23 protein-coding genes and 1 pseudogene are annotated in these 24,326 nt (G+C 36.3%); 10 read left to right on the top strand and 14 right to left on the bottom strand.

Translation table 11 applies throughout. From position 1 onward, the window contains the following. Window positions 1-73 precede the first annotated feature (73 nt). The 6 genes from MHB61_RS02280 to MHB61_RS02255 form a co-directional block, all read right to left on the bottom strand. On the bottom strand, window positions 74-1,051 hold the full coding sequence (locus tag MHB61_RS02280) for an L-lactate dehydrogenase (RefSeq protein ID WP_003131075.1): 978 nt from the start codon (window positions 1,049-1,051) through the stop codon (window positions 74-76). Window positions 1,052-1,168: 117 nt separating this feature from the next. Further along, complete coding sequence (pyk, locus tag MHB61_RS02275) at window positions 1,169-2,677, bottom strand: pyruvate kinase (protein ID WP_003131076.1); 1,509 nt, start codon at window positions 2,675-2,677, stop codon at window positions 1,169-1,171. 87 nt (window positions 2,678-2,764) lie between these two features. After that, a complete protein-coding gene (gene pfkA / locus MHB61_RS02270) occupies window positions 2,765-3,787 on the bottom strand; it encodes a 6-phosphofructokinase (RefSeq protein ID WP_003131080.1) in 1,023 nt (340 codons plus the stop codon). A gap of 385 nt (window positions 3,788-4,172) precedes the next feature. After that, window positions 4,173-5,321, bottom strand: coding sequence for an N-acetylglucosamine-6-phosphate deacetylase (gene nagA / locus MHB61_RS02265; RefSeq protein ID WP_010905894.1), 1,149 nt, complete (start codon window positions 5,319-5,321; stop codon window positions 4,173-4,175). Window positions 5,322-5,493: 172 nt separating this feature from the next. Continuing rightward, window positions 5,494-6,672 carry a toxic anion resistance protein gene (locus MHB61_RS02260; RefSeq protein WP_003131084.1) on the bottom strand — a complete coding sequence of 393 codons (1,179 nt, stop codon included), beginning with the start codon at window positions 6,670-6,672 and terminating at the stop codon, window positions 5,494-5,496. Between the two features lie 144 nt (window positions 6,673-6,816). Then, entirely contained in the window at window positions 6,817-7,443 is a 627-nt protein-coding gene (locus MHB61_RS02255) for a 5-bromo-4-chloroindolyl phosphate hydrolysis family protein (RefSeq protein ID WP_010905895.1), read from the bottom strand. 191 nt (window positions 7,444-7,634) lie between these two features. Here MHB61_RS02255 and MHB61_RS02250 point away from each other — a divergent pair, with 191 nt between their 5' ends. The 6 genes from MHB61_RS02250 to rsmG all read left to right on the top strand — a co-directional run bounded on the left by MHB61_RS02250 (window position 7,635) and on the right by rsmG (window position 12,313). Then, the gene (locus MHB61_RS02250) at window positions 7,635-8,660 is read left to right on the top strand and encodes an NAD(P)H-dependent glycerol-3-phosphate dehydrogenase (RefSeq protein WP_003131086.1); all 1,026 of its coding nucleotides are present in this window, start codon (window positions 7,635-7,637) and stop codon (window positions 8,658-8,660) included. A gap of 43 nt (window positions 8,661-8,703) precedes the next feature. Beyond that, window positions 8,704-9,645 carry a UTP--glucose-1-phosphate uridylyltransferase GalU gene (galU, locus tag MHB61_RS02245; protein ID WP_003131087.1) on the top strand — a complete coding sequence of 314 codons (942 nt, stop codon included), beginning with the start codon at window positions 8,704-8,706 and terminating at the stop codon, window positions 9,643-9,645. Window positions 9,646-9,715: 70 nt separating this feature from the next. Continuing rightward, complete coding sequence (locus MHB61_RS02240; protein WP_003131088.1) at window positions 9,716-10,123, top strand: NusG domain II-containing protein; 408 nt, start codon at window positions 9,716-9,718, stop codon at window positions 10,121-10,123. Further along, window positions 10,120-10,650 (top strand): Gx transporter family protein, encoded by a 531-nt coding sequence (locus MHB61_RS02235; protein WP_003131089.1) that lies wholly within the window; start codon window positions 10,120-10,122, stop codon window positions 10,648-10,650. The genes MHB61_RS02240 and MHB61_RS02235 overlap by 4 nt, the downstream gene beginning before the upstream one ends. After that, window positions 10,641-11,600: a polyprenyl synthetase family protein gene (locus MHB61_RS02230; protein WP_003131090.1), complete on the top strand. Its 960-nt coding sequence runs from the start codon at window positions 10,641-10,643 to the stop codon at window positions 11,598-11,600. The genes MHB61_RS02235 and MHB61_RS02230 overlap by 10 nt, the downstream gene beginning before the upstream one ends. Then, on the top strand, window positions 11,597-12,313 hold the full coding sequence (rsmG, locus tag MHB61_RS02225) for a 16S rRNA (guanine(527)-N(7))-methyltransferase RsmG (RefSeq protein ID WP_003131091.1): 717 nt from the start codon (window positions 11,597-11,599) through the stop codon (window positions 12,311-12,313). The genes MHB61_RS02230 and rsmG overlap by 4 nt, the downstream gene beginning before the upstream one ends. A 229-nt stretch (window positions 12,314-12,542) precedes the next feature. On the opposite strand, the gene MHB61_RS02220 is transcribed toward rsmG, so the two are convergent. From MHB61_RS02220 to MHB61_RS02200, 5 genes are all read right to left on the bottom strand, one after another. Then, window positions 12,543-12,794 carry a hypothetical protein gene (locus MHB61_RS02220; RefSeq protein ID WP_003131092.1) on the bottom strand — a complete coding sequence of 84 codons (252 nt, stop codon included), beginning with the start codon at window positions 12,792-12,794 and terminating at the stop codon, window positions 12,543-12,545. A 1-nt stretch (window position 12,795) separates the two neighbouring features. Continuing rightward, complete coding sequence (gene pyrF / locus MHB61_RS02215) at window positions 12,796-13,509, bottom strand: orotidine-5'-phosphate decarboxylase (RefSeq protein WP_003131093.1); 714 nt, start codon at window positions 13,507-13,509, stop codon at window positions 12,796-12,798. Between the two features lie 149 nt (window positions 13,510-13,658). Continuing rightward, entirely contained in the window at window positions 13,659-14,594 is a 936-nt protein-coding gene (locus MHB61_RS02210; RefSeq protein ID WP_010905897.1) for a dihydroorotate dehydrogenase, read from the bottom strand. Window positions 14,595-14,666: 72 nt separating this feature from the next. Continuing rightward, complete coding sequence (locus tag MHB61_RS02205) at window positions 14,667-15,455, bottom strand: dihydroorotate dehydrogenase electron transfer subunit (RefSeq protein ID WP_137016230.1); 789 nt, start codon at window positions 15,453-15,455, stop codon at window positions 14,667-14,669. 534 nt (window positions 15,456-15,989) lie between these two features. After that, window positions 15,990-17,354, bottom strand: coding sequence for an MDR family MFS transporter (locus tag MHB61_RS02200; RefSeq protein ID WP_003132413.1), 1,365 nt, complete (start codon window positions 17,352-17,354; stop codon window positions 15,990-15,992). A gap of 376 nt (window positions 17,355-17,730) precedes the next feature. Here MHB61_RS02200 and MHB61_RS02195 point away from each other — a divergent pair, with 376 nt between their 5' ends. The 3 genes from MHB61_RS02195 to MHB61_RS02185 all read left to right on the top strand — a co-directional run bounded on the left by MHB61_RS02195 (window position 17,731) and on the right by MHB61_RS02185 (window position 21,023). After that, window positions 17,731-18,942 carry an SPFH domain-containing protein gene (locus tag MHB61_RS02195; protein ID WP_003132414.1) on the top strand — a complete coding sequence of 404 codons (1,212 nt, stop codon included), beginning with the start codon at window positions 17,731-17,733 and terminating at the stop codon, window positions 18,940-18,942. A 159-nt stretch (window positions 18,943-19,101) separates the two neighbouring features. Beyond that, window positions 19,102-20,241, top strand: coding sequence for a hypothetical protein (locus tag MHB61_RS02190; protein WP_003132415.1), 1,140 nt, complete (start codon window positions 19,102-19,104; stop codon window positions 20,239-20,241). Next, complete coding sequence (locus MHB61_RS02185) at window positions 20,238-21,023, top strand: TPM domain-containing protein (protein WP_003132416.1); 786 nt, start codon at window positions 20,238-20,240, stop codon at window positions 21,021-21,023. Before MHB61_RS02190 ends, MHB61_RS02185 begins: the two co-directional genes overlap by 4 nt. A 29-nt stretch (window positions 21,024-21,052) precedes the next feature. Here MHB61_RS02185 and MHB61_RS02180 read toward each other — a convergent pair whose 3' ends face one another. Both MHB61_RS02180 and MHB61_RS02175 read right to left on the bottom strand, forming a co-directional pair. After that, window positions 21,053-21,589: an rRNA large subunit pseudouridine synthase E gene (locus tag MHB61_RS02180; protein WP_031296465.1), complete on the bottom strand. Its 537-nt coding sequence runs from the start codon at window positions 21,587-21,589 to the stop codon at window positions 21,053-21,055. Window positions 21,590-21,927: 338 nt separating this feature from the next. After that, window positions 21,928-22,206: a cell surface protein gene (locus MHB61_RS02175; protein WP_259762171.1), complete on the bottom strand. Its 279-nt coding sequence runs from the start codon at window positions 22,204-22,206 to the stop codon at window positions 21,928-21,930. On the opposite strand from MHB61_RS02175, the gene MHB61_RS02170 reads away from it, so the two are divergent. Further along, window positions 22,201-23,312, top strand: a protein-coding gene (locus tag MHB61_RS02170) for an IS3-like element IS981 family transposase (RefSeq protein ID WP_124175202.1) whose coding sequence is annotated in 2 segments (ribosomal slippage) — window positions 22,201-22,417 and window positions 22,417-23,312 — 1,113 coding nt in all. Because the reading frame shifts where the segments join, the coding sequence is not laid out codon by codon here. The two genes, MHB61_RS02175 and MHB61_RS02170, sit on opposite strands and share 6 nt — an antisense overlap. A gap of 10 nt (window positions 23,313-23,322) precedes the next feature. Here the strand turns inward: MHB61_RS02170 and MHB61_RS02165 are convergent. Continuing rightward, window positions 23,323-24,318, bottom strand: a pseudogene (locus tag MHB61_RS02165) (DUF916 and DUF3324 domain-containing protein). Window positions 24,319-24,326 lie beyond the last annotated feature (8 nt).

Here is a 24,326-nt window from a genome sequence, read left to right as displayed (position 1 = left end):
TATACTTTTAGCTTAACAAATTTAATTTAAAATAAAAAGAGCTAGTTGAAATCTCAACCAACTCTTTTTATTTTTAGTTTTTAACTGCAGAAGCAAATTCTTCTTTAGCAAAAGCTTCGTCAATGATTGCTTTCAATTGAGCACCAGAAGCTTCCATTTTTTGCATTTCAGCATCATTCAATGGAATGTGGATTGGGTTAACAACACCTTCAGCACCAACTACAGCTGGTTGACCAAGGTAGCAGTCGCTTACGCCATATTGTCCATCTTGGAATACTGATACTGGAAGTACTGCATGTTCATCATCAAGAATTGCTTTAGTAATACGAGCAAGAGCTACAGCGACACCATAGAATGTTGCACCTTTTTTAGCGATGATTGAGTAAGCAGCATCACGTACAGATTCAAACAATTCAACGATTTCAGCTTCGTTAAGGTAGTCATTTTCTTGGAACCATTGTTCCAATTTAACACCAGCAACGTTAGCGTGTGACCAAACGGCAAATTCTGAGTCACCGTGTTCACCCATGATGTATGCGTGGATTGAACGAGCGTCAACATCAACTTTTTCTGCCAATGCTTGACGGAAACGTGCAGTATCAAGTGAAGTACCTGAACCTACAACGCGGTTTTTAGGGAAACCTGAGAATTTCCAAGTAGCGTATGTCAAGATATCAACTGGGTTAGCAGCAACAAGGAAGATTCCTTTGAAACCTGAAGCAACAATTTTAGTGACAACATCTTTAGTGATACGAAGATTTTTTTCAACAAGGTCAAGACGAGTTTCACCTGGTTTTTGTGGAGCACCAGAAGTCAAGACTACGAGGTCAGCGTCGCTTGCATCAGAGTAGTCTGCAGAGTAAATCTTTTTAGGTGAAGTAAATGCCAAGGCATGAGAAAGGTCTTCTGCATCTCCTTGAGTTTTTTCTTTAAAAAGGTCAACAATTCCTAATTCTTGTGCAATCCCTTGGTTTACAAGAGCAAAAGCGTATGATGAACCTACAGCACCGTCACCTACAAGGATAACTTTTTTACGTTGTTTATCAGCCATGATTTTCTTTAATTCCTTTCAAATTATAAACGAGTATTTTATAAAATATAATCTTTTCAACAATAGGGCCTGTCGATAGCGGCAGGCATTATTGTTTTAAGATTCTTAATTGACAAATTATTTAACAGTGCGGATACGCATTGTATTTGTACGACCAGTACCAACTGGAACACCAGCAACGATGATGATATTGTCACCAGATTCAACTAAACCTGAAGCCAAAGCAACTTTTTCAGCAACTTCAAACATGTCATCTGTAGATGAAGGTTTTTCAGTCATTGTTGGGATTACACCCCAGTTAATCATCAATCCACGTTCAACTTTTTCGTCAAATGTAATAGCCAAGATATCAGCATTAGGACGGTGTTTAGAAATCAAACGAGCAGTGTTACCTGATTCAGTCAAAGCAACAATCAATTTGATATCCATAGCTTCTGCAGCGTTTTTAACTGATGCAGCAACTACTTCTGTTACAGTTGATTTGTCGTAACGTTCTGGGTGAAGACGTCCGTATTCTTTCAACATTGTTTGAGCATTTTTGTTAACAGTAGCCATTGTACGAACTGATTCGCGTGGGTATTTACCATTAGCAGATTCACCTGAAAGCATTGTTGCGTCAGTTCCGTCAATAACAGCGTTGAATACGTCTGAAATTTCTGAACGAGTAGCACGTGGGTTGTAAGTCATTGATTCAAGCATGTTTGTTGCAGTAACAACGATTTTACCTGCTTTGTTAACTTTGCTGATGATCAATTTTTGGTAAACTGGAACCATTTCAAATGGAACTTCGATACCCATGTCACCACGAGCAATCATGATACCATCAGCTGCTTCGATGATTTCATCAAGGTTTTCGATACCTTGTTGGTTTTCAATTTTAGCCAAAAGTTGTACGTGTGGATTTCCAGTTTCTTCACAAATACGACGTACTTCTTTAACGTCATTTGCAGTACGTACGAATGAGATAGCGATAAAGTTGATTCCACCAGGTTGTGAAAGTCCGAAACGGATATCCGCATCATCACGTTCAGCAAGAGCTGGGAAAGGAATTTTAGTGTTAGGAATGTTAACACCTTTTTGTTTACCAATAACGCCATCATTTTGTGCTTCAACTTCAAACTCACGAGTTGCTGCATCTTTACCAGTCAATGACAAACCAAGTTTACCATCGTCAATCAAAATAGTTTGACCGATTTCAACATCATCAAAGATATCAAGACCACCAGCTACGTTCAAAGCAATCAATTCAGGAGTTGATTTAAGACCTTGTTTAGTTGCAACGCGGAATTTATCTCCAGTAACAACGCTGATTGCATCAGCACCGTCAGCAAAGAGTTCTGTACGCATTTCAGGACCTTTAGTATCAAGCAAGAAACCTACTTTATGACCAGCGATTTCTTCAGCGCGGTGAACTGTTGCCATACGAGCACCTTGTTCAGGATGGTCACCGTGTGAGAAGTTGAAACGGAAGACATTTGCGCCTTCTTCAATCAAAGCTGCAATGTTTTTTGCTGATGCTTCGACGTCAAGAGATTCTCCCCAATAGCCGCTTTCACCAAATTTTTTGCCACCACGAATTTCGACAGCAGGTCCAAGAGTTGAGACGATTTTTACACGTTTATTCATTTTGTGTTTTTCTCCTATAATGATTAATTATATATCTCTGCCCTAATTATGCGTTTAACACTTAACTAGAAACAGATTTGCAGTAACTTAGTTAAGGTTAAGATTGTTGAGTGCTGAGTTAAGACGGTAAAGTTCAAGACCAGCTTTATGCGGGTTATTTACTTTGATTCCGCCTTCAGTAGTCAAACTAAAGAGTGCTCCTTCTTCAGCTGTTCCGAGAATTGGACTTTCTACAAGTTCTTCATTACGGATACCAACGGCTACGCCACCGATTCCATCACGAAGCAATTCAACGGCACGAGCACCCATACGTGAAGCAAGAACACGGTCACGAGCTGTTGGTGAACCACCACGTTGGATGTGTCCAAGGACAGAAACGCGAAGGTCTCCTTTATAACCAGCTTCTTTAAGTTTTGTAGCAAATTCTTCACCAGTCATTACACCTTCAGCAAGAACGATGATGTGGTGATTTTTACCTTTTTCGTAGCCTTTGTTGATGTTGTTAACTACGTTTTCAAACTTAAATTCTTTTTCTGGAATACAAATATCATCTGCACCAGCAGCGATACCAGCATTCAAAGCGATATCTCCAGCATTACGTCCCATTACTTCTACAACGAAAGTACGGTTATGTGATGATGAAGTATCACGGATTTTATCCAAGGCATCTACAACTGTTGAAACAGCTGTATCAAATCCAATTGTAAAATCAGTTCCTACGATATCGTTATCGATTGTTCCTGGAAGTCCAACAGCTGGGAAACCATGTTCTGTAAGACGCATAGCTCCATGATAAGAACCATCACCACCGATTACAACGACACCTTCGATACCGAATTTTTTAAGTTGCTCAATCCCAGCAAGTTGTCCTTCTACTTGAGCAAATTCTGGGTAGCGTGCTGAATACAAGAATGTACCACCCCGACCGATTTTATCACCAACTGAAGCTGACGTAAGCGGGAAAATATCTCCCGCAACCATGCCCGCATATCCGTGATTGATACCGTAAACTTCGATACCTTCAGAAATTGCTTTGCGAACAACTGCACGAATAGCCGCATTCATTCCTGGGGCATCACCACCAGAAGTCAAAACTGCAATGCGTTTCATTTAAATCTGTCCTCCGAAATTGAGATACATAGCAAAAATACGTAAACGTTATTAATATTTTTACCATGTTCATTTGTTGTCTAGTTCATTATATCACGTATTTATAAAAAAATCTCTTTACAAACTGTATGAAACGTTTTCATTGTTTCTTTTTTTCTAAGCCTTATTTTGCAAGGGTTTTCTAGCATTTTCAAATAAAATTTATAGACTTCATTTGCTCTTAATTCTTCTATAATATGACACAATAATAGCCATTCTATTCTTTTATATTTTAACAAAAAAGTAAATAATCTTTTACCTTTTTGTTTATTTTTCTGATTATTCAACTTGAAAAATGAAATATTTTCATAAAAAAATGAATTCCTTGCGAAATTCATTTTTTATATTACGCTTCATAGCGTTTTTCACCATCAAGATAAGTTGCAACTAAATCAAAATCATTGTCTAAAACGATAAAATCAGCTGACAAACCTGGTTTTATTTGACCACAAACATCATCAATGTTTACAGATTTTGCTGGTGTCAATGAAGCCATCATAATTGCTTCTGCTGGTGTGGCAATCCCCCAGTCAATGACATTTTTAACAGCTGTTTTGAGTGTTAAAATTGAAGCAGCAGGGCGTCCTGTTGGAAGCCATGCGGCTCCGTCACGAACTTCTACTTCGTATTCGCCAAGCATATAAGGTCCGTCAGGAAGTCCTGCGGCACGCATTGAGTCTGTAATCAAAACAACATGGTCAGCACCTTTCATTTTCATTACAATTTCAGCTGCTTCTGGACGAACATGGTGACCATCACAAATTAACTCAGCATAAGTGTTTGGTGTATTTAAAATTGCTCCAACCATTCCTGGTTCTTGGTGAGTCATTCCAGACATTCCGTTAAAGGTGTGAACCCAAACAGATGCTCCAGCTTGTACCCCAGCAACTGCTTGTTTATAAGTCGCATTTGAATGTCCCAATGCAATAACAACACCTGATTCAGTTGCTTTACGGATGAAGTCTTCTGAACCATCACGTTCTGGGGCAAGACCGATTTTTTTGAGCATTCCATGTGCAGCTTCTTGCCAATCTTCAAGTTCCCACATTTTGGCATCGCGCATGTATTTAGGGTTTTGAGCCCCTTTCTTTTCCTCTGTAAAGAATGGACCTTCAAAGAAAATACCACGAACTTTGGCTCCGCGAGCTTCTTGGTAATGTTCTCCTACAACCGTACAAACTGCTTTCAATCCTTCATGATCATCGGTCAAAGGACTTGGTAAAAATGAAGTGACCCCTGCTGACAACAAGCCTTCTGACATTGTTCCCATAATTCCTTCAACTTCAGCATCTTGGGCATCCGCTCCACCAAAACCATGGATATGTGTTTCAACAAGACCTGGGGCAATTGATTGACCTGAATAATCTAAAATGTCAGCTCCTGCTGGTGCTTCTTCTGTCCACTCTCCAAATTTTCCATCAGTAATTTCTAAGAAACCACCTTTTTTTGTTTCATAAGCGTAGAAAAATTGATCTGCTTTAATATAGTAAGTCATAAATATCTCCTCTTCTTTTTCTTTAATTTTAGCACCCTTTATCTTTTTTGTCAATAAACAGTATATACCAATTATCACTATAAAAAATTACTGACAGATTTTGCCTGAGCCTATACAAATCATGCTTTAGCAGATGAAAATAGCGCTCAATTTCTGTCAGTAATTTTAAAATTTAATTTAATTGTTTATTATTTGATAATTGTAACAATTTTTCTTTAATTTCTTCTTCCATTTTAGAAAGTTCAACTTCACCTTGTTGACGTTTTTGACGTCCTTCGGCCTGAATTCTCATGGTTTCTTGAATAGTATCAACTAAGTTTTGTTGAGTTAATTTTAATGTTTCAATATCTACTAAACCACGTTCATTTTCAGTTGCAGCCTCAATTGTTGATGCTTTAAGCATTTCTGAATTTTTACGCAACAAATCATTGGTCGTTTCTGAAACAATACGTTGACTTGTCAAAGCATCTTTTTGTTTTAAGAGGGTCAAAGCAATCGCAACCTGATTTTTCCATAGTGGAATGGCAGTGTTAATTGAAGTTTGGATTTTCTCAGCTAATTCTTGATTGGTATTTTGAATGAGACGAATTTGTGGGGCTTGTTGAATTGTCAACTGACGAGCAAGACGCAAGTCATGAGCTCGTTTTTCTAAGCGATTTTTATATGATTCTAAATCATTCACTTTTTGAACAATCAAGGCATTGTCAGTAGAATCTTGAGCTTCTTTTCGAGCTTGCGGAATAATTTCTGTATCTAATTCTTGGACTTTTAATTCAGCACCTGCAATATAAACATTCAAAGCCTTGAAATAATTCAAGTTTTCATCGTAAAGTTTATCGAGCATTTCATTATCTTGCAAAAGTCCTTGTTGCTCATTGTTCAATTTTGCAGAAATTTTATCAATACCTGCTCCAATTTTTTGGTATTTTTGCGTCACTTCAAAAATTGAACGTTTAACTTTACCAAACATTTTGGTAAAAATCCCTTTATTTTCAGCCACCAATTCGTTTGGATTGGCTTGTTGTAAGTTAAACATCAAATCTGTCAGTGAAGAACCAACTTCACCCAAATCTTGTGCCTGAACTTTATTTAAGACACTTTGAGAAAAAGCCGAAATCTTATCTTGGGCGCTTGCTCCATAGTTAATGACAGATTGAGCACTTGATTCATCCAACTGTTTTGATAATTCTTTTGCTTTTTCTAATTCTTCCGTAGAAAGAACTTCTACTGCTGCTAAAGAGGCTTTTTCGTGCATTTTTACAATTTCTGACTTTTGTTGTTCATCTAATTGCTCTGCCTCTTTAATGACTTTATCATTGGTCATCAAATCATCTAAAATTGGATTATCCATATCTTTAATTTCCTTTGCTATACTTATATTTCTTTACTTTTAATTATAAATGATTCCTGCCAAAATTGACAGGAATATTTGTTTTTTTACTGACAGAATCATCGGTTTTACTGACAAGAATTTTTAAAACGTCTGTCAGTAAAATTATTTGTCAAAATCAACTTGATGTTTGATGACATTGACATCGTCCATCAAAATTTCATGGTAGTTTTTAGAAATTGAATGTGAGAGTGTTTTTATCAAAAGTAAGGTTTCATCTAAATCACGATTGATTTCTTCTGTTCTTACTGACTGTTTCTTCATCTCAATAAATTTCTCTGACAATTTGACCATGTTTGGCAAGTCTTTATATAGAAACTCATTTTGTTTTGTGAGTTCTTGTGGATTTTGAACAATATATTTAAACGTTTGTTTGCTGGCTTCTAAACCACCTGTCACTGATTCAACAACTTGTAAATCATCTTCTTTTTTCAGTAATTTTTCCCAAGTTTTGATATTTTCTTTTGCTTCTGACAAGTTTTCACGGAAAATTTTAATATCCGTATCTGAGAGTCCTGCTTCGTGGTAACGTTCAATATTTTCTTTTTTGCTCATTCCTTTATCCTTATATCCTTCTTCTCTTTCATCGGGGTTTTTTCGCATAAAACTAATTCCGATAATCATTTTTATAATTAAGAAAAAGAGAACTAATCCAAAAATCACATTCACGATTCCTAGATGACCATAACCGAACATCATGTCCTGATGATTCATAAATAAACTGACTGGCATATTTTTTTCCTCCCGCTTGCGTCCTGTTCTCACAAGTTTCTAATTTTTAAATTTCATTTTTAAGAATAACCTTTCGGATATATTTCTATTTTATCATAATATTTGAACCCTAAATCATACTTAGGGCTGATTTTTATTCTTGCTTATGTTAAAATGTAAAGGAAACCAAAACGAAAGAAAGGATCATTTCTATGAATCCACAAAAAATTGCAGTTTTAGGCCCAGGTTCGTGGGGAACTGCACTTTCACAAGTTCTTAATGATAATGGTCATGAAGTTCGTATCTGGGGAAATAACCCAGAACAGATGGCTGAAATTAATGAAAAGCATACAAATACACGCTATTTTAAAGATGTTGTTTTGGATGAAAAAATAAAAGCATTTGATCGTTTAGATTTAGCTTTAGAAGACGTTGATGCTATTTTATTTGTTGTACCAACTAAAGTGACACGTTTGGTCGCAAAACAAGTAGCCGAAGTCCTTAAACACAAAGTACACATTCTTCACGCTTCTAAAGGGCTTGAACAAGGGACACATGAGCGAATTTCTACTATTCTTGAAGAAGAAATCCCCGCTCAATTGCGAGGAGAAATCGTGGTAGTTTCTGGCCCTTCTCATGCTGAAGAAACAATTGTTCGTGATATTACTTTAATTTCTGCAGCTTCTAAAGACCATGATGAAGCGAAATACGCTCAAGCAATCTTTAGCAACGACTACTTCCGTCTGTATACTAATACTGATGTTATTGGTGTTGAAACAGCTGGCGCCCTTAAAAATATTATTGCTGTAGGTGCGGGTGCTCTGCACGGTCTTGGTTTTGGTGATAATGCTAAAGCAGCAATTATTACACGTGGCCTTGCCGAAATTACTCGTTTAGGTGTGGCTATGGGAGCTGAACCTTTAACTTATAGCGGTTTGTCTGGTGTTGGTGACTTAATTGTAACAGGTACTTCAATTCACTCACGAAACTGGCGCGCGGGTGATGCTCTTGGTCGCGGCGAAAAGCTAGCTGATATTGAAAAAAATATGGGAATGGTTATTGAAGGTGTTTCAACCACTAAAGCTGCTTTTGAGCTCGCTCAACAGCTAGGTATCGATATGCCAATTACCGAAACAATCTACAAAGTTCTCTATGAAAATCTAGATGCAAAAACTGGAATTCTTGATATCATGCGCCGCGAAACTCGTGCCGAAAATGAATTCATTAATAATAAATAAAGAGTAAATACGATTTATCTAACTATAAAGGAGTTAATTATCCATGAAACAAAACATTATTCCAACTAAAGCCCGAAAAGTACGTAAAGCTGTTATTCCTGCCGCTGGTCTCGGAACTCGCTTTTTGCCAGCAACTAAAGCGATTGCCAAAGAAATGTTGCCAATCGTCGACAAACCTACTATTCAATTTATCGTTGAAGAAGCCTTGAAATCAGGAATCGAAGATATTTTGATTGTTACTGGTAAAGCAAAACGTCCTATTGAAGACCATTTTGACTCAAACATTGAGCTTGAACAAAATTTGCTTGAAAAAGGAAAAACAGAATTACTTAAACTTGTTGAAGAAACGACAGATATTAATCTTCACTTTATCCGTCAATCTCATCCAAAAGGATTGGGACATGCCGTTCTTCAAGCTAAAGCTTTTGTTGGAAATGAGCCTTTTGTAGTCATGCTTGGCGATGACTTGATGAATATTACTGGGAATGAAACTCCTTTAACTAAAGACCTAATCAATGATTATGAAAAAACTCACGCTTCAACAATCGCGGTTATGAAAGTTCCTCATGATGATGTTGATAAATATGGTGTCATTGACCCTAACGGTGAAGTTTCTAAAGGCCTTTACAATGTTGAACGTTTTGTCGAAAAACCAAATGTTGATGAAGCTCCTTCTGACCTTGCAATTATCGGTCGTTACCTCTTAACTCCTGAAATTTTTGATGTTTTAGAAACACAAGTTCCCGGTGCAGGAAATGAAATCCAATTGACTGATGCTATCGAACGTTTGAATAAAACACAACGCGTTTTTGCTCATGAATTTACTGGAAAACGTTATGATGTTGGTGATAAACTTGGTTTTGTTGAAACAACAATTGAATATGGTTTAGAACACCCACAAATCGGTGCGAATTTGAAAAACTACATCATTGAAAAAGCAAAAGAGCTTTCTAAAGATGACTCAAAAAATATCACTAAAAAATAAGAAAGAGCCGAAAGGCTTTTTCTTTTTGATTTCGTGAATTTTTTCATTAATTCTGCTATAATTAACCTTAATGAACTTCTTTAAAAACACGGTTAATTTTTTTAAAAGCATAAAGACAAAACCGCTTGATTTTGTTATTATTTTTCTACTGTTCATCGCTTCTTTCTCAACCTTGTTCTTCTTCGCTACTGGTTCCAAGGGAGCTCAGGCCGAACTAAGAATTAGTGGTAAGGTGATTAAAACTTTTAATTTAAATAAAAATCAAACTTGGACCTACCGTGATAAAGATGGCGATTATAATAAAATACAAGTTAAAAATGGTGAAATTGCGGTTGTCGAAGCCAATTGTAAAGACCAAATTGACGTCCAAAGGGGCTATATTTCTAAGACTGGGGAAACTATCGTCTGTTTACCTCATAATTTAGTGATTGAAGTTATGAGTGGTCAAAAGGATGAACAGGTAGATTATAAAGTATGAATATTAAAGAATACGTTTATGTTTCTCTATTGACAGCTGCTGCGGTAGTTATGGGAATTATTGAAAGCTCTTTACCTCCTTTTTTTGCTTTTGCACCTGGAGCTAAAGTGGGCCTTGCCAATTTGGTGATGATTATTGCAGTTTTCACTTTAAGATGGCGACAAGTTTGGGTCATGCAAATTCTTCGTCTATTAATTACAGCACTTTTTACTGGTTTTTCCGTTTTTCTGTACTCTTTTGCAGGCGGAATCTTATCTCTGTTAGCCATGTATTTGATGAAGCAATTTGGACCAAAACTGGTTTCAATGATTGGAATTTCGACAGTTGGTGGATTTTTTCATAATTTTGGCCAATTAGCAATGGCTTCTCTTTTAGCTAAAACAACTTCTGTTATGCTTTATTTGCCTTGGCTTGCCTTTTTTGGAATACTTGCTGGTTTTGCAATTGGCATTGCTGGAAATCAATTAATTACACGTGTTAAACCTATTCAAGAACTATTTATTAAAGAAAGTAAACAATGGACTTAAAAAATAACTTTTGGAAAGACTATCCAGAGCTTGAAAAAGAATTGGTTCAAGTTCAACAATTAATGAAAAGCCACGTTACCATCAAAAATTCAGATGTTAAATCGGCTATTTTTGATATATTTGATGCGGGCGGAAAAATGTTGCGTCCAGCTTATTTACTTTTATTTTCAGGATTTACTGATCTTTCTGAAAGTGAAAGATTGGCACTTGCGGCTTCTGTCGAAATGATGCATACAGCGACTTTGGTTCACGATGATGTCATTGACCACGCAGACACACGGCGTGGCGTAGCTACTTTGTCAGCAAAATACGGACCAGAAATTGCCGTCTATGCTGGGGACTATTTATTTATTGCTGTCTTTCGTCTAATGTCTGAACACTCATTAGAATTATCAAATTTAACCAAAAATATTGGTTCAATTGAGCGTTTATTAGGTGGTGAGCTTGGTCAACTTAATCATCATTTTAATCTTCAACAAACTTTAGATGATTATATTGAAAATATTTCAGGAAAAACGGGAGAACTTTTTGCACTTTCTGCTTCTGTTGCTCCTTTAATTTCTAAAAATAATACATTGACCAAACGAGCTTATAAAATTGGAATGAATATTGGGATTTCTTTCCAAATTATGGATGATTATTTAGATTATGCATCGACTGCTCAAACGCTTGGAAAACCGGTACTTGAAGACATTAAACAAGGCATTTATTCTGCTCCTGTTCTCTTTGCTTTACAGGAAAACAATGCTCTTGTTTCTGAATTAATTAAAAATGAAAAATTTGATGAAGTTTATGATTTTATCAAAACTTCTGATGCCCTTGAAAAAACCAAAGCACTTGCAAAATCTTATACTCTTTCAGCATTAAATTTAATTGATAAATTACCAAAAGGTAAAAATCGTGAGCTGATTGCTGAAATTACTAGAAAACTTTTGGAGCGAACTTTATGACCCCTGATGAATTTTTGTCAGCACTGACAGAATTTGATATTCAACTCTCTGATAAACAAATCAAACAGTTTGAACGCTACTTTGAACTCTTGGTTGAATGGAATGAAAAAATTAACTTGACAGCAATTACTGAAAAAAATGAAGTCTATTTAAAACATTTTTATGATTCTATTGCACCAATTTTATATGGATTGATTACTGACCAACCTGTCAGCATTTTAGATATTGGTGCTGGAGCTGGTTTTCCTAGCTTACCAATGAAAATTATTTTCCCTGAATTAAAAGTGACTATCATTGATTCTCTCAATAAGCGAATTAATTTTTTAAGTTTACTGACAGAGGAATTAGGCCTCGAAAATGTGACTTTACTTCACGGACGAGCTGAAGATTTTGGTCAGGATGCTAATTATCGTGGAACTTTTGATTTTGTTACTGCCCGTGCGGTTGCTAGACTTTCTGTTTTGACTGAATTTACGATTCCCTTTCTCAAGAAAAATGGTATTTTATTGTCATTAAAAGCAGCTCAATTTGAAGAAGAATTGAATGACGCTAAAAAGGCAATTGCTACACTTGGTGGAAAATTTATCAAAGAAGTCGCTTATGAATTGCCTAACGGTGATGAGCGTCACATTGCTCTGATTGAAAAGAAAAAAGAAACCCCTAAAAAATACCCACGCAAAGCCGGAACTCCTGCAAAAAATCCAATAAAATAAAAAAATCGGCCATTTTTAGCCGATTTTTTTGCTGAGATTAATCACCAATACTGAAATAGAAACAATCGCAGTAAAACTATTCATGACCATTGCAGGTGCCGTCAGTGAAAGGCTAGTAAAGATTGAGAGTAAGATAAAAGTAATATGTATTGACCGATAGCGAAACCAAAATTTAGTAAATTTATTCTTCCACACTTTTTGACTTTGTTTTTGACTTTTATTTTGAATTTTAAACCATGATCTTACGACGACGACAACAATTAAGTCTAATAGGAGCCATGTAAGCAAAAACCATCGCAAAAGTAATCCCAACTGATAAATAATCAATCTCGGCTAAAACTTTATAAAGAGTGATTGTTTTATTATCAACTTGTAAATAAACATCACCAACAATCGTATAAATCTCTATGAATAATCGAGCCAGTATAAAAGCTACAAATATTCCAAGTAACACAACCAAAAAGTGAAGTAATTTTTTCATTTTATCGATTCCATTCTGCTTTTATCGCATGATAGCTAGCTACTGGATCTTTTGCTTGGGTAATTGGACGGCCGACAACAATATAATCTGAACCAATTGTTCTTGCTTCTTTAGGTGTCATTACTCGTTTTTGGTCGCCTTTACTTGCACCTTCTGGGCGAATTCCCGGTGTGAGACAAATGAATTCTTTCGATGTCGCTGCTTTAATTTTTTCAACTTCATGTGCCGAACAAACGACACCGTCAAGTCCTGCTTGAGCGGTTTTTTGTGCGTAATTAATAACCGATTCTTCAAGACTAGTCATAATTTTTTGGTCATTTTGCATAATTTCCTCAGAAGTTGAGGTTAATTGTGTGACAGCAATTAATTTTGGCCTTTGCCGTCCAACTGGCGTTCCAGCCTCTAAACCGCGTTTAGCCGCGACCATCATTTCAACACCACCAGCGGCGTGAACATTAACCATATCCACTCCCAAACGTGCTAAAACATGCATTGAGGATTCAACGGTGTTTGGAATATCATGGAGTTTTAAATCAAGGAATACACTGTGGCCGAGCGATTTTACATAGTAAACGACTTGGGGTCCAGCCGTGTAAAAAAGTTCCATTCCTAGTTTAATATACAATTGTTCTGACGGATCAAATTTTTCGAGAAAATCTTTTACGTCTGAGAATTCAGGGAAATCAAGGGCAATGACAGGTCTATTTTCTTGCATTTTTTCTACTTCCTTTTTCTAAATATTTAATGACAGAATTATCAGCTCCGCTGACAATTCTTTTAGCTATCCATAAAATGCTCGCTTTGGTCGCATTTTACTGACAGAATGATTAAACAGGCTGTCAGTAATTTTAGCTAATAATAAAATCATTTTTTTGAGTTTTTAACTTCTTGAATCAAGTTTTCTAAGCTATCAATTCCATATTGATCCATTACCTCTGGTAATTTTTCAATGATTTTTGGACAGACAAATGGGTCAGCAAAATTGGCAGTGCCAACAGCAACGGCTGAAGCTCCTGCCATATACATTTCTAAAACGTCTTGAGCACTTTCAACCCCGCCCATTCCAATGATTGGAATGTCAACCACTTGAGCCACTTGATGAATGAGTTTGAGTGCAACTGGTTTAATTGCTGGACCCGACAATCCACCTGTGATATTTGCTAAAACAGGTTTTCGTGTTTTCAAATCAAAACGTACACCCATCAGTGTATTTATCATTGTCAATCCATCTGCTCCAGCAGCTTCAACTGCTTTTGCAATCGGAACAATGTCGGTCACGTTGGGTGAAAGTTTCACATACAATGGCACCTTACTGACCGCTTTACAAGCTTTGACTAGCGCAGCTGCAACATCTGGATCTGTCCCAAAAGCTTGTCCGCCGTGTTTAACATTAGGGCATGAGATATTTAATTCAATGACTTTCACATTGGGTGCATCTCCAATTTTTGCACAAACAGCCACATAATCATCTTCCTCAGAACCAGCTACATTGGCAATAATCGGAAGGTCTGGAAAATTTTCATTGAGCCAAGGCAATTTTTCGGCCATTATAACTTCTAATCCTGGATTTTGTAGTCCAATTGCATTAAGCATGCCGCTCGCTGTTTCAGCCACACGGGGTGTCGGATTGCCAAAACGAGGATGAAGGGTTGTTGCTTTGACCATGATTGACCCTAATTTGTTCAAATCATAATATTTGGCATATTCTTCACCAAAGCCAAAACAACCTGAAGCTGGAATGATTGGATTTTTTAAATCAAGTCCGGGTAATTTTACTGACAGACGATTATTTTCGGTCATTTTTTCTCCTAATTTTTTTGTGACAATCATCAGCTCTACTGATGATTTTTTTATGCTGATAGAGTAGTCCAATTATAGTAATAGTTGTTTTCCTAAAAATACAGGGCCATCTTCACAGACTTTAAGGGCATGATTCTCATCTTCTTTATCATGTTCAACGCAAGCATAACATGCTCCGATTCCACAAGCCATCCGGCTTTCCATTGAAATATAAAGTCGTTCCAACTGTTCATATTTTTTTGCAACAGCTTTGAGCATGGCTGGCGCACCACAAGTATAAAGAGCGTCAACTTCAAAATCAATTTCTTCCATCAACATCCCAACATGACCTTTTGTTCCATAAGAGCCATCGTCAGTTGCAATTTTCAAGCTTACATTTTTTAATTCAGCAAATTCCTTCTCTAAAATCTTGACCTTTTCAGAAGCAAAACCTAGCAAAATGGTCATTTGGCAGTTTTTTTCTTCAAGTTGTTTGGCCAATTCATAGAGAGGTGGAACCCCAATTCCTCCGCCGACAATTAAAATTTTATCAGTCGAAACTACTTCATCTACTGGAAAACCATTTCCCAGTGGGCCCATTACATCAATTTTTGCACCTGATTGTAATTTTAAAATTTCATAAGTTCCACTTGTTTCGTCCCCAATTCGATAAAGAATCGTACAAGTTTTTGCGACTTTATCCCAACTGGAAATAGAGATTGGGCGACGTAAAAGCATACTAGCATTAGGCACAGCAAGATGTAAAAATTGTCCCGGCAAATCCATCTCTTCTACTAGCTCTCCTTTAAGAACCATCTCGAAAATATTAGAAGCAACCTCACGTTGGCTGACAATCGTCATCATCTCTTGTAACTTAGGCATTATTTCTCCATTCTTTATTCGGACAGAAGCAACAGCTTGCTGAACCTTCTTTTATTCATTGATAAAATGCTCATGTTAATCGCATTACTGACAGAAAGTTCAGATTGCTGAACCTTCTTTTATTCATCGATAAAATGCTCATGTTAATCGCATTGCTGACAGAAAGTTCAGATTGCTGAACCTTCTTTTATTCATCGATAAAATGCTCATGTTAATCGCATTGCTGACAGAAAGTTCAGCTTGCTGAACCTTCTTTTATTCATCGATAAAATGCTCATGTTAATCGAATTTTACTGACAGAAAGTTCAGATTTACTGACAACTCCTTAATTGACACAAAAAAACACTTGTAAGAGAACTTACAAGTGTACTAAAAAACTGGTAATTTACTGACAGAATAAATGCGCTAAAAAAGTTCATCTTTAAGCTGTCAGTAAACCAAATTAAATTTTCCGTATCCTTGCAAGCCTCTCTGGACTTAGTTAAAGGTTTTAAAATATTATAACGAAAAAAGTGTCATTCGTCAAAGATTTTTTTAATGATTGGCTCTAATTTTTTTCAAATTTGGGAAACTGACAATTAAACTCACGATAATCAAGATGAAAAATAGAGCTAAAATAATTGAAGTTCCATGACTTGTTCCAACTTTGAAGCCATTGAGTCCTTGGAAAATTGAAAGTGTCGTTGCGACAACTGCTGTTGCTACTGCACCGATAAATTGTTGCAAAGTATTGACCAAAGCATTTCCATCAGAAAGTTGGTCAGTAGCTAAAGTGCTCAAGCTACAAGTCATTAAGTTACTATATGAAATCCCAAGACCTAACATCAAGACAATGTGTGCCCCCAAGAGTAAAGCAAGACTTTTTGTTGGTAAAAAGACGAAGAGCAAAGCAAGACCAAGGGCTGCTAAAATCAAACCAGTCGTAATTGGTTTTCTGGCACCAATTTGGTCCAAAACTTTCCCAGAAATTGGTGCTAAAACTGCGCCAATCAAAGCTCCAGGAAACATAAATAGGCCCGCCACTGATGAACTAAATCCCGCAGAAACTTGAATAAAACTTGGTAAAACAAAAGATAGACCTAATAGCAAAGCTTGATATACTAAAAGACTGAAAATTAGCGCCACAAATCGGTGATTTTTCAAAATTCCTAAATCAATTAAACTTTCTTTGCGGTTGAATTGAACAAACAAGAAAGCTCCAACCAATCCTACAATAAAGAGTAAGGCGAAAGTCATTAAATGCTCTGCACTTAGAGCCGAAATGAAAGCAAAGAACATGATTGATAATGCAATAACTGGACGAAGCGCCAATTTCTTGGGCGTTTTTTCCCCTTCTCTTGGAAGACAAGCCAAACCAAGCACTAAAGAAATTACCACCAAAGGTAAAAGGAAAATATAGATATAACGCCAATCAAGCGAATTAGAAATAATTCCTCCATAAGTTGGGCCAATAGCCGGAGCGATGGAAGTCGTTAAAGTCCCAATCCCCATCATCATTCCTCTTTTATGAAGTGGTGCTTTAGTCAAAATCAGGTGGAACATCAGAGGTAAACCAATCCCGGTTCCCACCCCTTGTAAAAGTCGGCCAAATAATAGCATGGCAAAATTTGGTGAGAAACAGTTGGTCAAAACCCCAACTAAAAAGATAAGATTAGCGACCAAGAAAAGTTTTCTTGCTGAAAATCGCTCATTAAAATAAGAAGAGAGCGGAATCGTAATCGCAATCACAAGCAGATAAATCGTCGTTACCCATTGTATTTTTGAAGTAGAAAGTCCAAACTCATTAATCAGCGTTGGAAAAGTCACATTCATCGCCGTTTCAATCAAAACGCCAGAAAATGACAAAATCCCTGTAGCAATCACTGCCCCTAATAAGTGGAAATGGTTGTTTTTATTCATGCAATAAAATCTCCTAAAACTAAACAAAAAGAGGCGAAATTATTATCCTAAAATAATAATTTCGCCTCTGTATAATTCAACATAATTTATGTTATCTGTACGAAAGTTATAACTTGTCTATTATATCTATAAATCTGATAAAATGCAAGCCTTAACTTGTTAATCCTATGATACAAGAATTTATTTAAAGAAACAGGAGAGAATCAATAAATTCCGACTTTAGTCTGATTTTAGTAAATTTTCAAATAATTGATAGGTTTCGTCAGAGAAATTTGATATAATTAAGTCAAATAGCTGAGCTATTCACTAAAGGAAAGGAAGGCAAATTCATTCTCTAAAATTTTGTTTTGAATTGAATTTGTTTGTAAAAGAATACATGGGAATTATTAAAGCTGCAACAGGTTCACTCGGTGGGGCGTTGGCTGACCAATGGCTTGAGGTCATTGAGCCAAATGAAATGTCAGACCAAACGGTTTTCACTAAGGGAATTAAAGTAAGAAAAGATGCAAAACGTGGTTCTAATCGTAAAGGAACCGAAGACGTAATTACTGACGGTTCTATCGTTCACGTTTATGAAAACATGATGATGATTCTTGTGGATGGTGGTAAAATTATTGATTACACCGCTGAACCTGGATATTATACTGTCAAAAACGACACTGCGCCAAGTCTTTTTAATGGTGATTTGCGTGATTCAATTCAAGAAAGCTTCTTCCGTTTCAAATTTGGTGGAACAACTCCTCAAAAACAAGAAGTTTATTATGTCAATCTTCAAGAAATTAAAGGCATTAAATTTGGAACAGCGACACCTCTTCAATACTTTGATAATTTTTATAATGCAGAGCTTTTCTTGCGTACACATGGAACTTATTCAATAAAAATCACTGACCCTCTTGCTTTTTACGCAAACGTCATTCCTAAAAATGCTGACCATGTCGAAATTCAAGAAATTAATGACCAGTATTTGGCTGAATTTTTAACGGCTTTAAATACGTCAATTAACCAATATTCTGCTCAAGGCGAACGGGTTTCATTCTTAACTTCAAAAAGTATGGAGCTCAGCAAATACATGGCCTCTGTTCTTGATGAAGATTGGAAACAGTTGCGAGGAATGGAAATTGTTTCCGTTGCTGTCGCTAGCATTTCTTACACTGATGACAGTCAAAAATTGATTAACATGCGTAATCAAGGCGCAATGCTTGGTGACCCTTCTATCCGTGAAGGTTTTGTCCAAGGAGCTGTTGCTCGTGGTCTTGAGGCTGCTGGTTCAAACACTGGTGGTGCGACAAATGCCTTCATGGGAATGAATATGGGTGGACAAAATCTAGCTGGTTTTTCACAAACTAACCAAGCTCAAATGCAAGCCCAAGCAGAGAACAAGGCCGATACTTGGACTTGTCCTGAATGTAATACTAAAAATACCGGTAAGTTCTGTTCAAATTGTGGGCAAGCGAAACCCTCAGCAACTCCTGTTATGCCTGAATTAAATATGGCTTGTAACGAGTGTGGAGCAGTCGTTAATTTGGCGAATGGTGTTCCTAAATTCTGTCCTGAATGTGGTAAGCCTTTTGTGGCCAAAGCGCTCTAAGACATGTAAATAATGATTTAAGATAAAGTAGTTCTAACTTAGGGCTGCTTGTCTTTGCGTATTTTTAAGAATTTATTTCTGATGAAAATTCTTTTAGTTTCTAACTGAATTTCCCCTGCTAAATAAGCAGGTTTCATAACTTAAAAGTAAGGAGTAACGATGAGCGAAAGCCAAGTTCTTACACATAAATGTCCCAATTGTGGAGGTCCACTGCTTTTTGAACCCAAAAATCAAAAATTTCACTGTGAATATTGTGGTTCAACATTTACGGAACAAGAAGTTTCTGATTTCGAGGCCAAGCAAGAGGCAGCAAAAGTTACTGACAGTCCTATCAGCTCTGTCAGTAACGCTGAAACGACTGACGAAAAGGAAAAAATTACTGACAGCGACCAAAAAAGAGCTGACGAAAACACTGACGAAGAAATTGGACTATTTCTCTGTCCATCTTGTGGTGCAGAAATCGTCACTGATGCGACAACTGCTTCAACTTGGTGCTATTATTGTCATAATCCGGTTGTTCTGACCGAGCGATTGTCTGGTAAATTTCTCCCCGAAAAAATTCTCCCTTTTCAAATTGAGAGAAAAGCGGCTGAAGAACAATTTTTAGACTGGGTCGGTAAGAAAAAATTTGTTCCCAAGGCCTTTTTTGACAAAAAACAAATTCAAAATCTGTCAGGCGTTTATTTCCCCTATTGGGCTGTTGATGCTGAATTATCTGGCGGTATTTCGGCGCAAGCCACCAATTTACGCGTTTGGATAGTTGGAGACACTGAATACACTGAGCATTCTCAATATGAGATTCAGCGGGGCGGAGAGACAAAATTTAAGGATTTAATCAAAAATGCCTTGAAAAAAAATCTGTCAGACAAGATGGTTGGCGCCGTTCAGCCTTTTGATATGACTGCTGCTATTCCTTTTAAAAATCAATATCTTTCTGGCTTTTTAACTGAAAAACGAGATATTGAATTCCCTGATATGAAAGAAAATGTTGAACGGGAATTTCGTCAATATGCTGACGGATTAATGGAATCAACAATTATCGGTTATACTTCTGTCAGTAATTTACAAAGTAATCAGCAGATTAAAAATATCGATGAAGATTACGTTTTACTCCCAATCTGGCTGGTTACTTATAAAGAAGCTGGCAATGACCGTCTCTTTTATTACGCAATGAATGGTCAAACTGGTAAAGTAGCCGGTCTTCTACCCATTGATAAGAAAAAACTTTGGACAGTTGCCATTGGAATCTTTATTCTAGTGCTTCTTCTTGGAATTATTGTGGGGTATTTGCTATCATGAGAAAAAAATTAGTATTTCTTTCTTTATTTTTCTTAAGCTTCTTCTTTTTACTCCTTGCACCAAAGACGGCAGCGGCGACGTTCTCGTCAGGTCTTGAAGATAATCTTCAGCTTTTAGGTGGAAATGTAACCCTCCTTGAACAAGAAGCTCAGAAATTGGCCAATGAAACAAAAGCGGGTGTCTATGTTGTCACGACAGATAGCTCTACCCCTGCTAGTCAAATGGCAAAAACTTATCTAGCTGATAAAGTAGGCGCTAAAAACAACGGTGTCGTTTTGGTCATTAACATGAACTTACGTAAAGTTTATATTTGGGCAACAGGAAATCTTAAATACTACTTGCCTTCAAGTCGAATTGAAAAAACCTTAGACATTGTCCAACCCGAATTGACTGACAATAATTATTATCAGGCTGTCAGTGGATTTTTTGACCAAGTTTCTAAATATTACCAAGCAGGAATTCCAACATCAAGAAAGTATTCTATCAATTCCGAAACAGGAGCTGTAACTTTCCATCGTAGCTTTCAACCCTTATCAATTTTGATTGCTCTTATCATTTCTTTGATTGCAGCTGGTGGCTTCGTTTGGGCCATCTATCGTCGTTATCAAATGAAAGACGCTCATGCCGTATGGCGCTATGATTACGGTCGAAATGGTAATTTAGAACTCCATCAACGTGAAGATATTTTAGTCAACACATTTATAACTACAAGAATTATCCCTCGTCCTTCTTCTGATAACAATAATTTCAGTGACGGTTCTGGTGGCGGACGTTCTTTCTAAATAAAAAGGAATCACAAAATGATTCCTTTTTATTTTTGAATAATTTTATATTCCCCAGATTTTAGATTTCCCAGTGAATATTGACCAATTGACCAACGAATTAACCGAAGTGTTGGGAAACCGACCGCTGCCGTCATTCTTCTAATTTGCCGATTTTTTCCTTCTTTGATTGAAATTTCAACCCAGCTAGTCGGAATTGCCTTTCGTTCACGAATTGGTGGAGTTCGTTCCCAAAGCCAATCTGGTTCATCAATTAATTTTACTTTCGCAGGCAATGTTTTACCATCTTTTAATAGAAGACCTTTTTGCAACTTTTGCGCTGCTTCTGGCGAAAATTCTCCCTCTACTTGAACCAAATAAGTCTTGTAAGATTTTGATTTTGGATCTGTCAGTAAATGATTGAGCTTTCCATCATCGGTCAGTAAAAGTAGACCTTCACTATCTTTATCCAATCTTCCAGCAGCATAAACATTTGGTATTTTAATATAATCTTTTAAAGTTTTCCGACCCTCTCCGTCAGTAAATTTTGTTAGTACATCATAAGGTTTATTAAATAATATAATCATAATTTTTTTGCAAAAGTTCATCTTTCTCAAATCTGTTTCTATTAATTATTTTACCAAAAAAAATTATTATTAGCTTACAAACAAAGTTTTAGTTTGTACTTTGGCTATTATTGATGAGCTTTAGTTGGTACATTAATTTCTATACTAATAAGGCACGCGCACTTACTTATAAAAAAACAAGAGTACTTCTGACTAATCTTACTTTTGAATTGCAGTTTTAGGACCTCATTATGAGCCTATGAAATGTTTAATCTTTTATGATATCAGCACTAATCAAATAATAATAACAAAACCTTCCGTTTAAAATGGAAGGTTTTTTATTTTGAAGTAAATAGGGATCACTTTTTATTCAAATCATCAATTATTTTTTCTTGGGCTTCTATTTTTTCTCTAAGTGCTTGCTTTTCTTCTTCCTCTTTTTGAGATTTTTTTCTACGTTTCCATAATAAGATAATTAAGAATAAGACAAGTAGTAATATACCGATGACAAATAATCGCCATGTCCAGTCTTTTTCTTTTTTAACGGTTGGGTCACTATCATTCAGTTTTTGAGTGATGTTATCCTTAAATCTTAGAGTCACTATTGTATAATTTAGACAAAGGACAAAAACATGCAAAAACGCTACTCAAAAGAATTTAAAGAAACCCTTATCGCTTTCTATCATTCTGGTCAATCCGTCACCCAGCTGTCTAAAGAATACGACGTGGCCCCTGCAACAATTTATAAATGGATAGACCTCTACTCTAAATCTAATGAAAGCTCCGTCTCTAAAGCTGATTTTCTAGAATTAAAAAGACAACTGGCTAAAGTTAAGGAAGAACGAGACATCTTAAAAAAAGTATTGACCATATTCGCCGAGAAAAAGAAGTGAGTGCTGCGGATATGGCTCAAACCATACAAACTTTAGCACTCAATGTCAGACTAAGCTGTCAACTCCTTGATGTTCCTGAATCAAGTTATTATGAACGGATTAACCGACATCCATCTAAAACTCAATTAAGGAGACAATACCTGTCACTCAAAATTTCTCAACTCTTCAATGCTAACCGAGGAATCTATGGTGCTCCTAAAATTCATCATCTTCTACTTAAACAAGGGGAAAAAGTCGGGTTAAAACTGGTACAGAAGCTAATGAAACAACTTCAACTCAAGTCTGTAGTCATTAAGAAATTTAAGCCTGGATACTCACTAAGTGATCACATCAATCGAAAAAATCTCATACAGACTGAACCTACAAAGAAAAATAAGGTTTGGTCAACCGACATTACTTATATTCCTACTCAACAAGGATGGGGTTATCTCTCAACCATTATGGATCGTTATACTAAAAAAGTCATTGCTTGGGATTTGGGCAAGCGAATGACTGTAGAATTAGTGCAAAGAACTTTAAATAAGGCCATTAAATCACAAGACTATCCAGAAGCTGTTATTCTTCATTCTGACCAAGGAAGCCAGTATACGAGTCTAGAGTATGAAGAGTTGCTTAAGTATTATGGGATGACTCACTCTTTCAGTCGAAGGGGATACCCTTATCATAATGCCAGTCTTGAATCTTGGCATGGACATTTAAAAAGAGAGTGGGTGTATCAATTTAAATATAAGAACTTTGAAGAAGCCTATCAGAGTATTTTCTGGTACATCGAAGCCTTTTATAATTCAAAACGAATCCATCAAAGTTTAGGGTATCTTACACCTAATCAATTTGAAAAGGTAAGTGCTTAAAATAAATAGATTAAAATTCTACGTTTGTTACTCTAAAAACTTGACTTAACGTCAGAGCTTGATTATCAGAAATTGTAAACTCTTGATCAAAGGTCCATTGATACTTATATCGTGCCGTTTTATTATCGACCTGTGCCTCATATTTTCCTTGATTATCCGTTCTGGCATTAACGACAAGTTGAAGGCGATATTTCCCGGGTTTTAGAGGTTCTGATACCCTTGTAGCCGCACTTTGATTACTAGTTGGTATAGGTAAATCAAAACTTGTATTTGGGGCCATTTGCATCATTGAATTTGAATAAGTATATTTTATATCTGTATTACTTATACCACTTATCGTTGCTTTTACGTTCATCGTATTGATATAAGTCATCGTTGGATTTTACAGATTAACATTAATCACATTTCGTCCATTAATTTGACTAGGGCTGACCGTCTTTAGCTTTAAATCTGGCAAGACCTCATTATCATTTTGCCTCATTAATAGAGCAATAGTATAAGAATAGGTATTCTTAACCGTAATTCCTTCTGAATCTTCTTCCTTATCATTTTGCCCCTCTTTTGAAAAGGTAATTCCACCAGCAATTTGTCCATCAAACGCTTCATTTGGCATTTTTACTTTCAGGTCCAGTTTTTGGCGAGTAAGAGGTGGCAATGTCACAACTTTGGGAGTATTAACATAGTCTTTTAAATTATATTTCAGTGAAGAATCTGCCACTATTTCCGTTGGTTCATAAACAACAAGACCCGTCATATTTGTTACTGCGCTAGATAAGGTAACATCAATTTTTATTTCTTGCTCAGTATTATTAGATAATTCAACTTGTAAAGTCTGTTCTTTGTCGGCCCCCAAAAGAATATCAAAATATCCTAAATCTTTGTTCGATTGATTTTCTGGAATAATTGGCTTCACAGTATAATCATCAGTCCGAGCATAGCCAGTTTGAGCCAAACCAAATGATAGCGTAAGAAAAATCGCTGATAAAAATAATTGTAATTTTTTCATTTATAACC

It is taken from the genome of Lactococcus sp. FSL K6-0773 (assembly GCF_038006485.1).
Taxonomy (GTDB): Bacteria; Bacillota; Bacilli; order Lactobacillales; family Streptococcaceae; genus Lactococcus; species Lactococcus lactis.
This window is presented reverse-complemented; position numbering and strand designations above follow the sequence as displayed.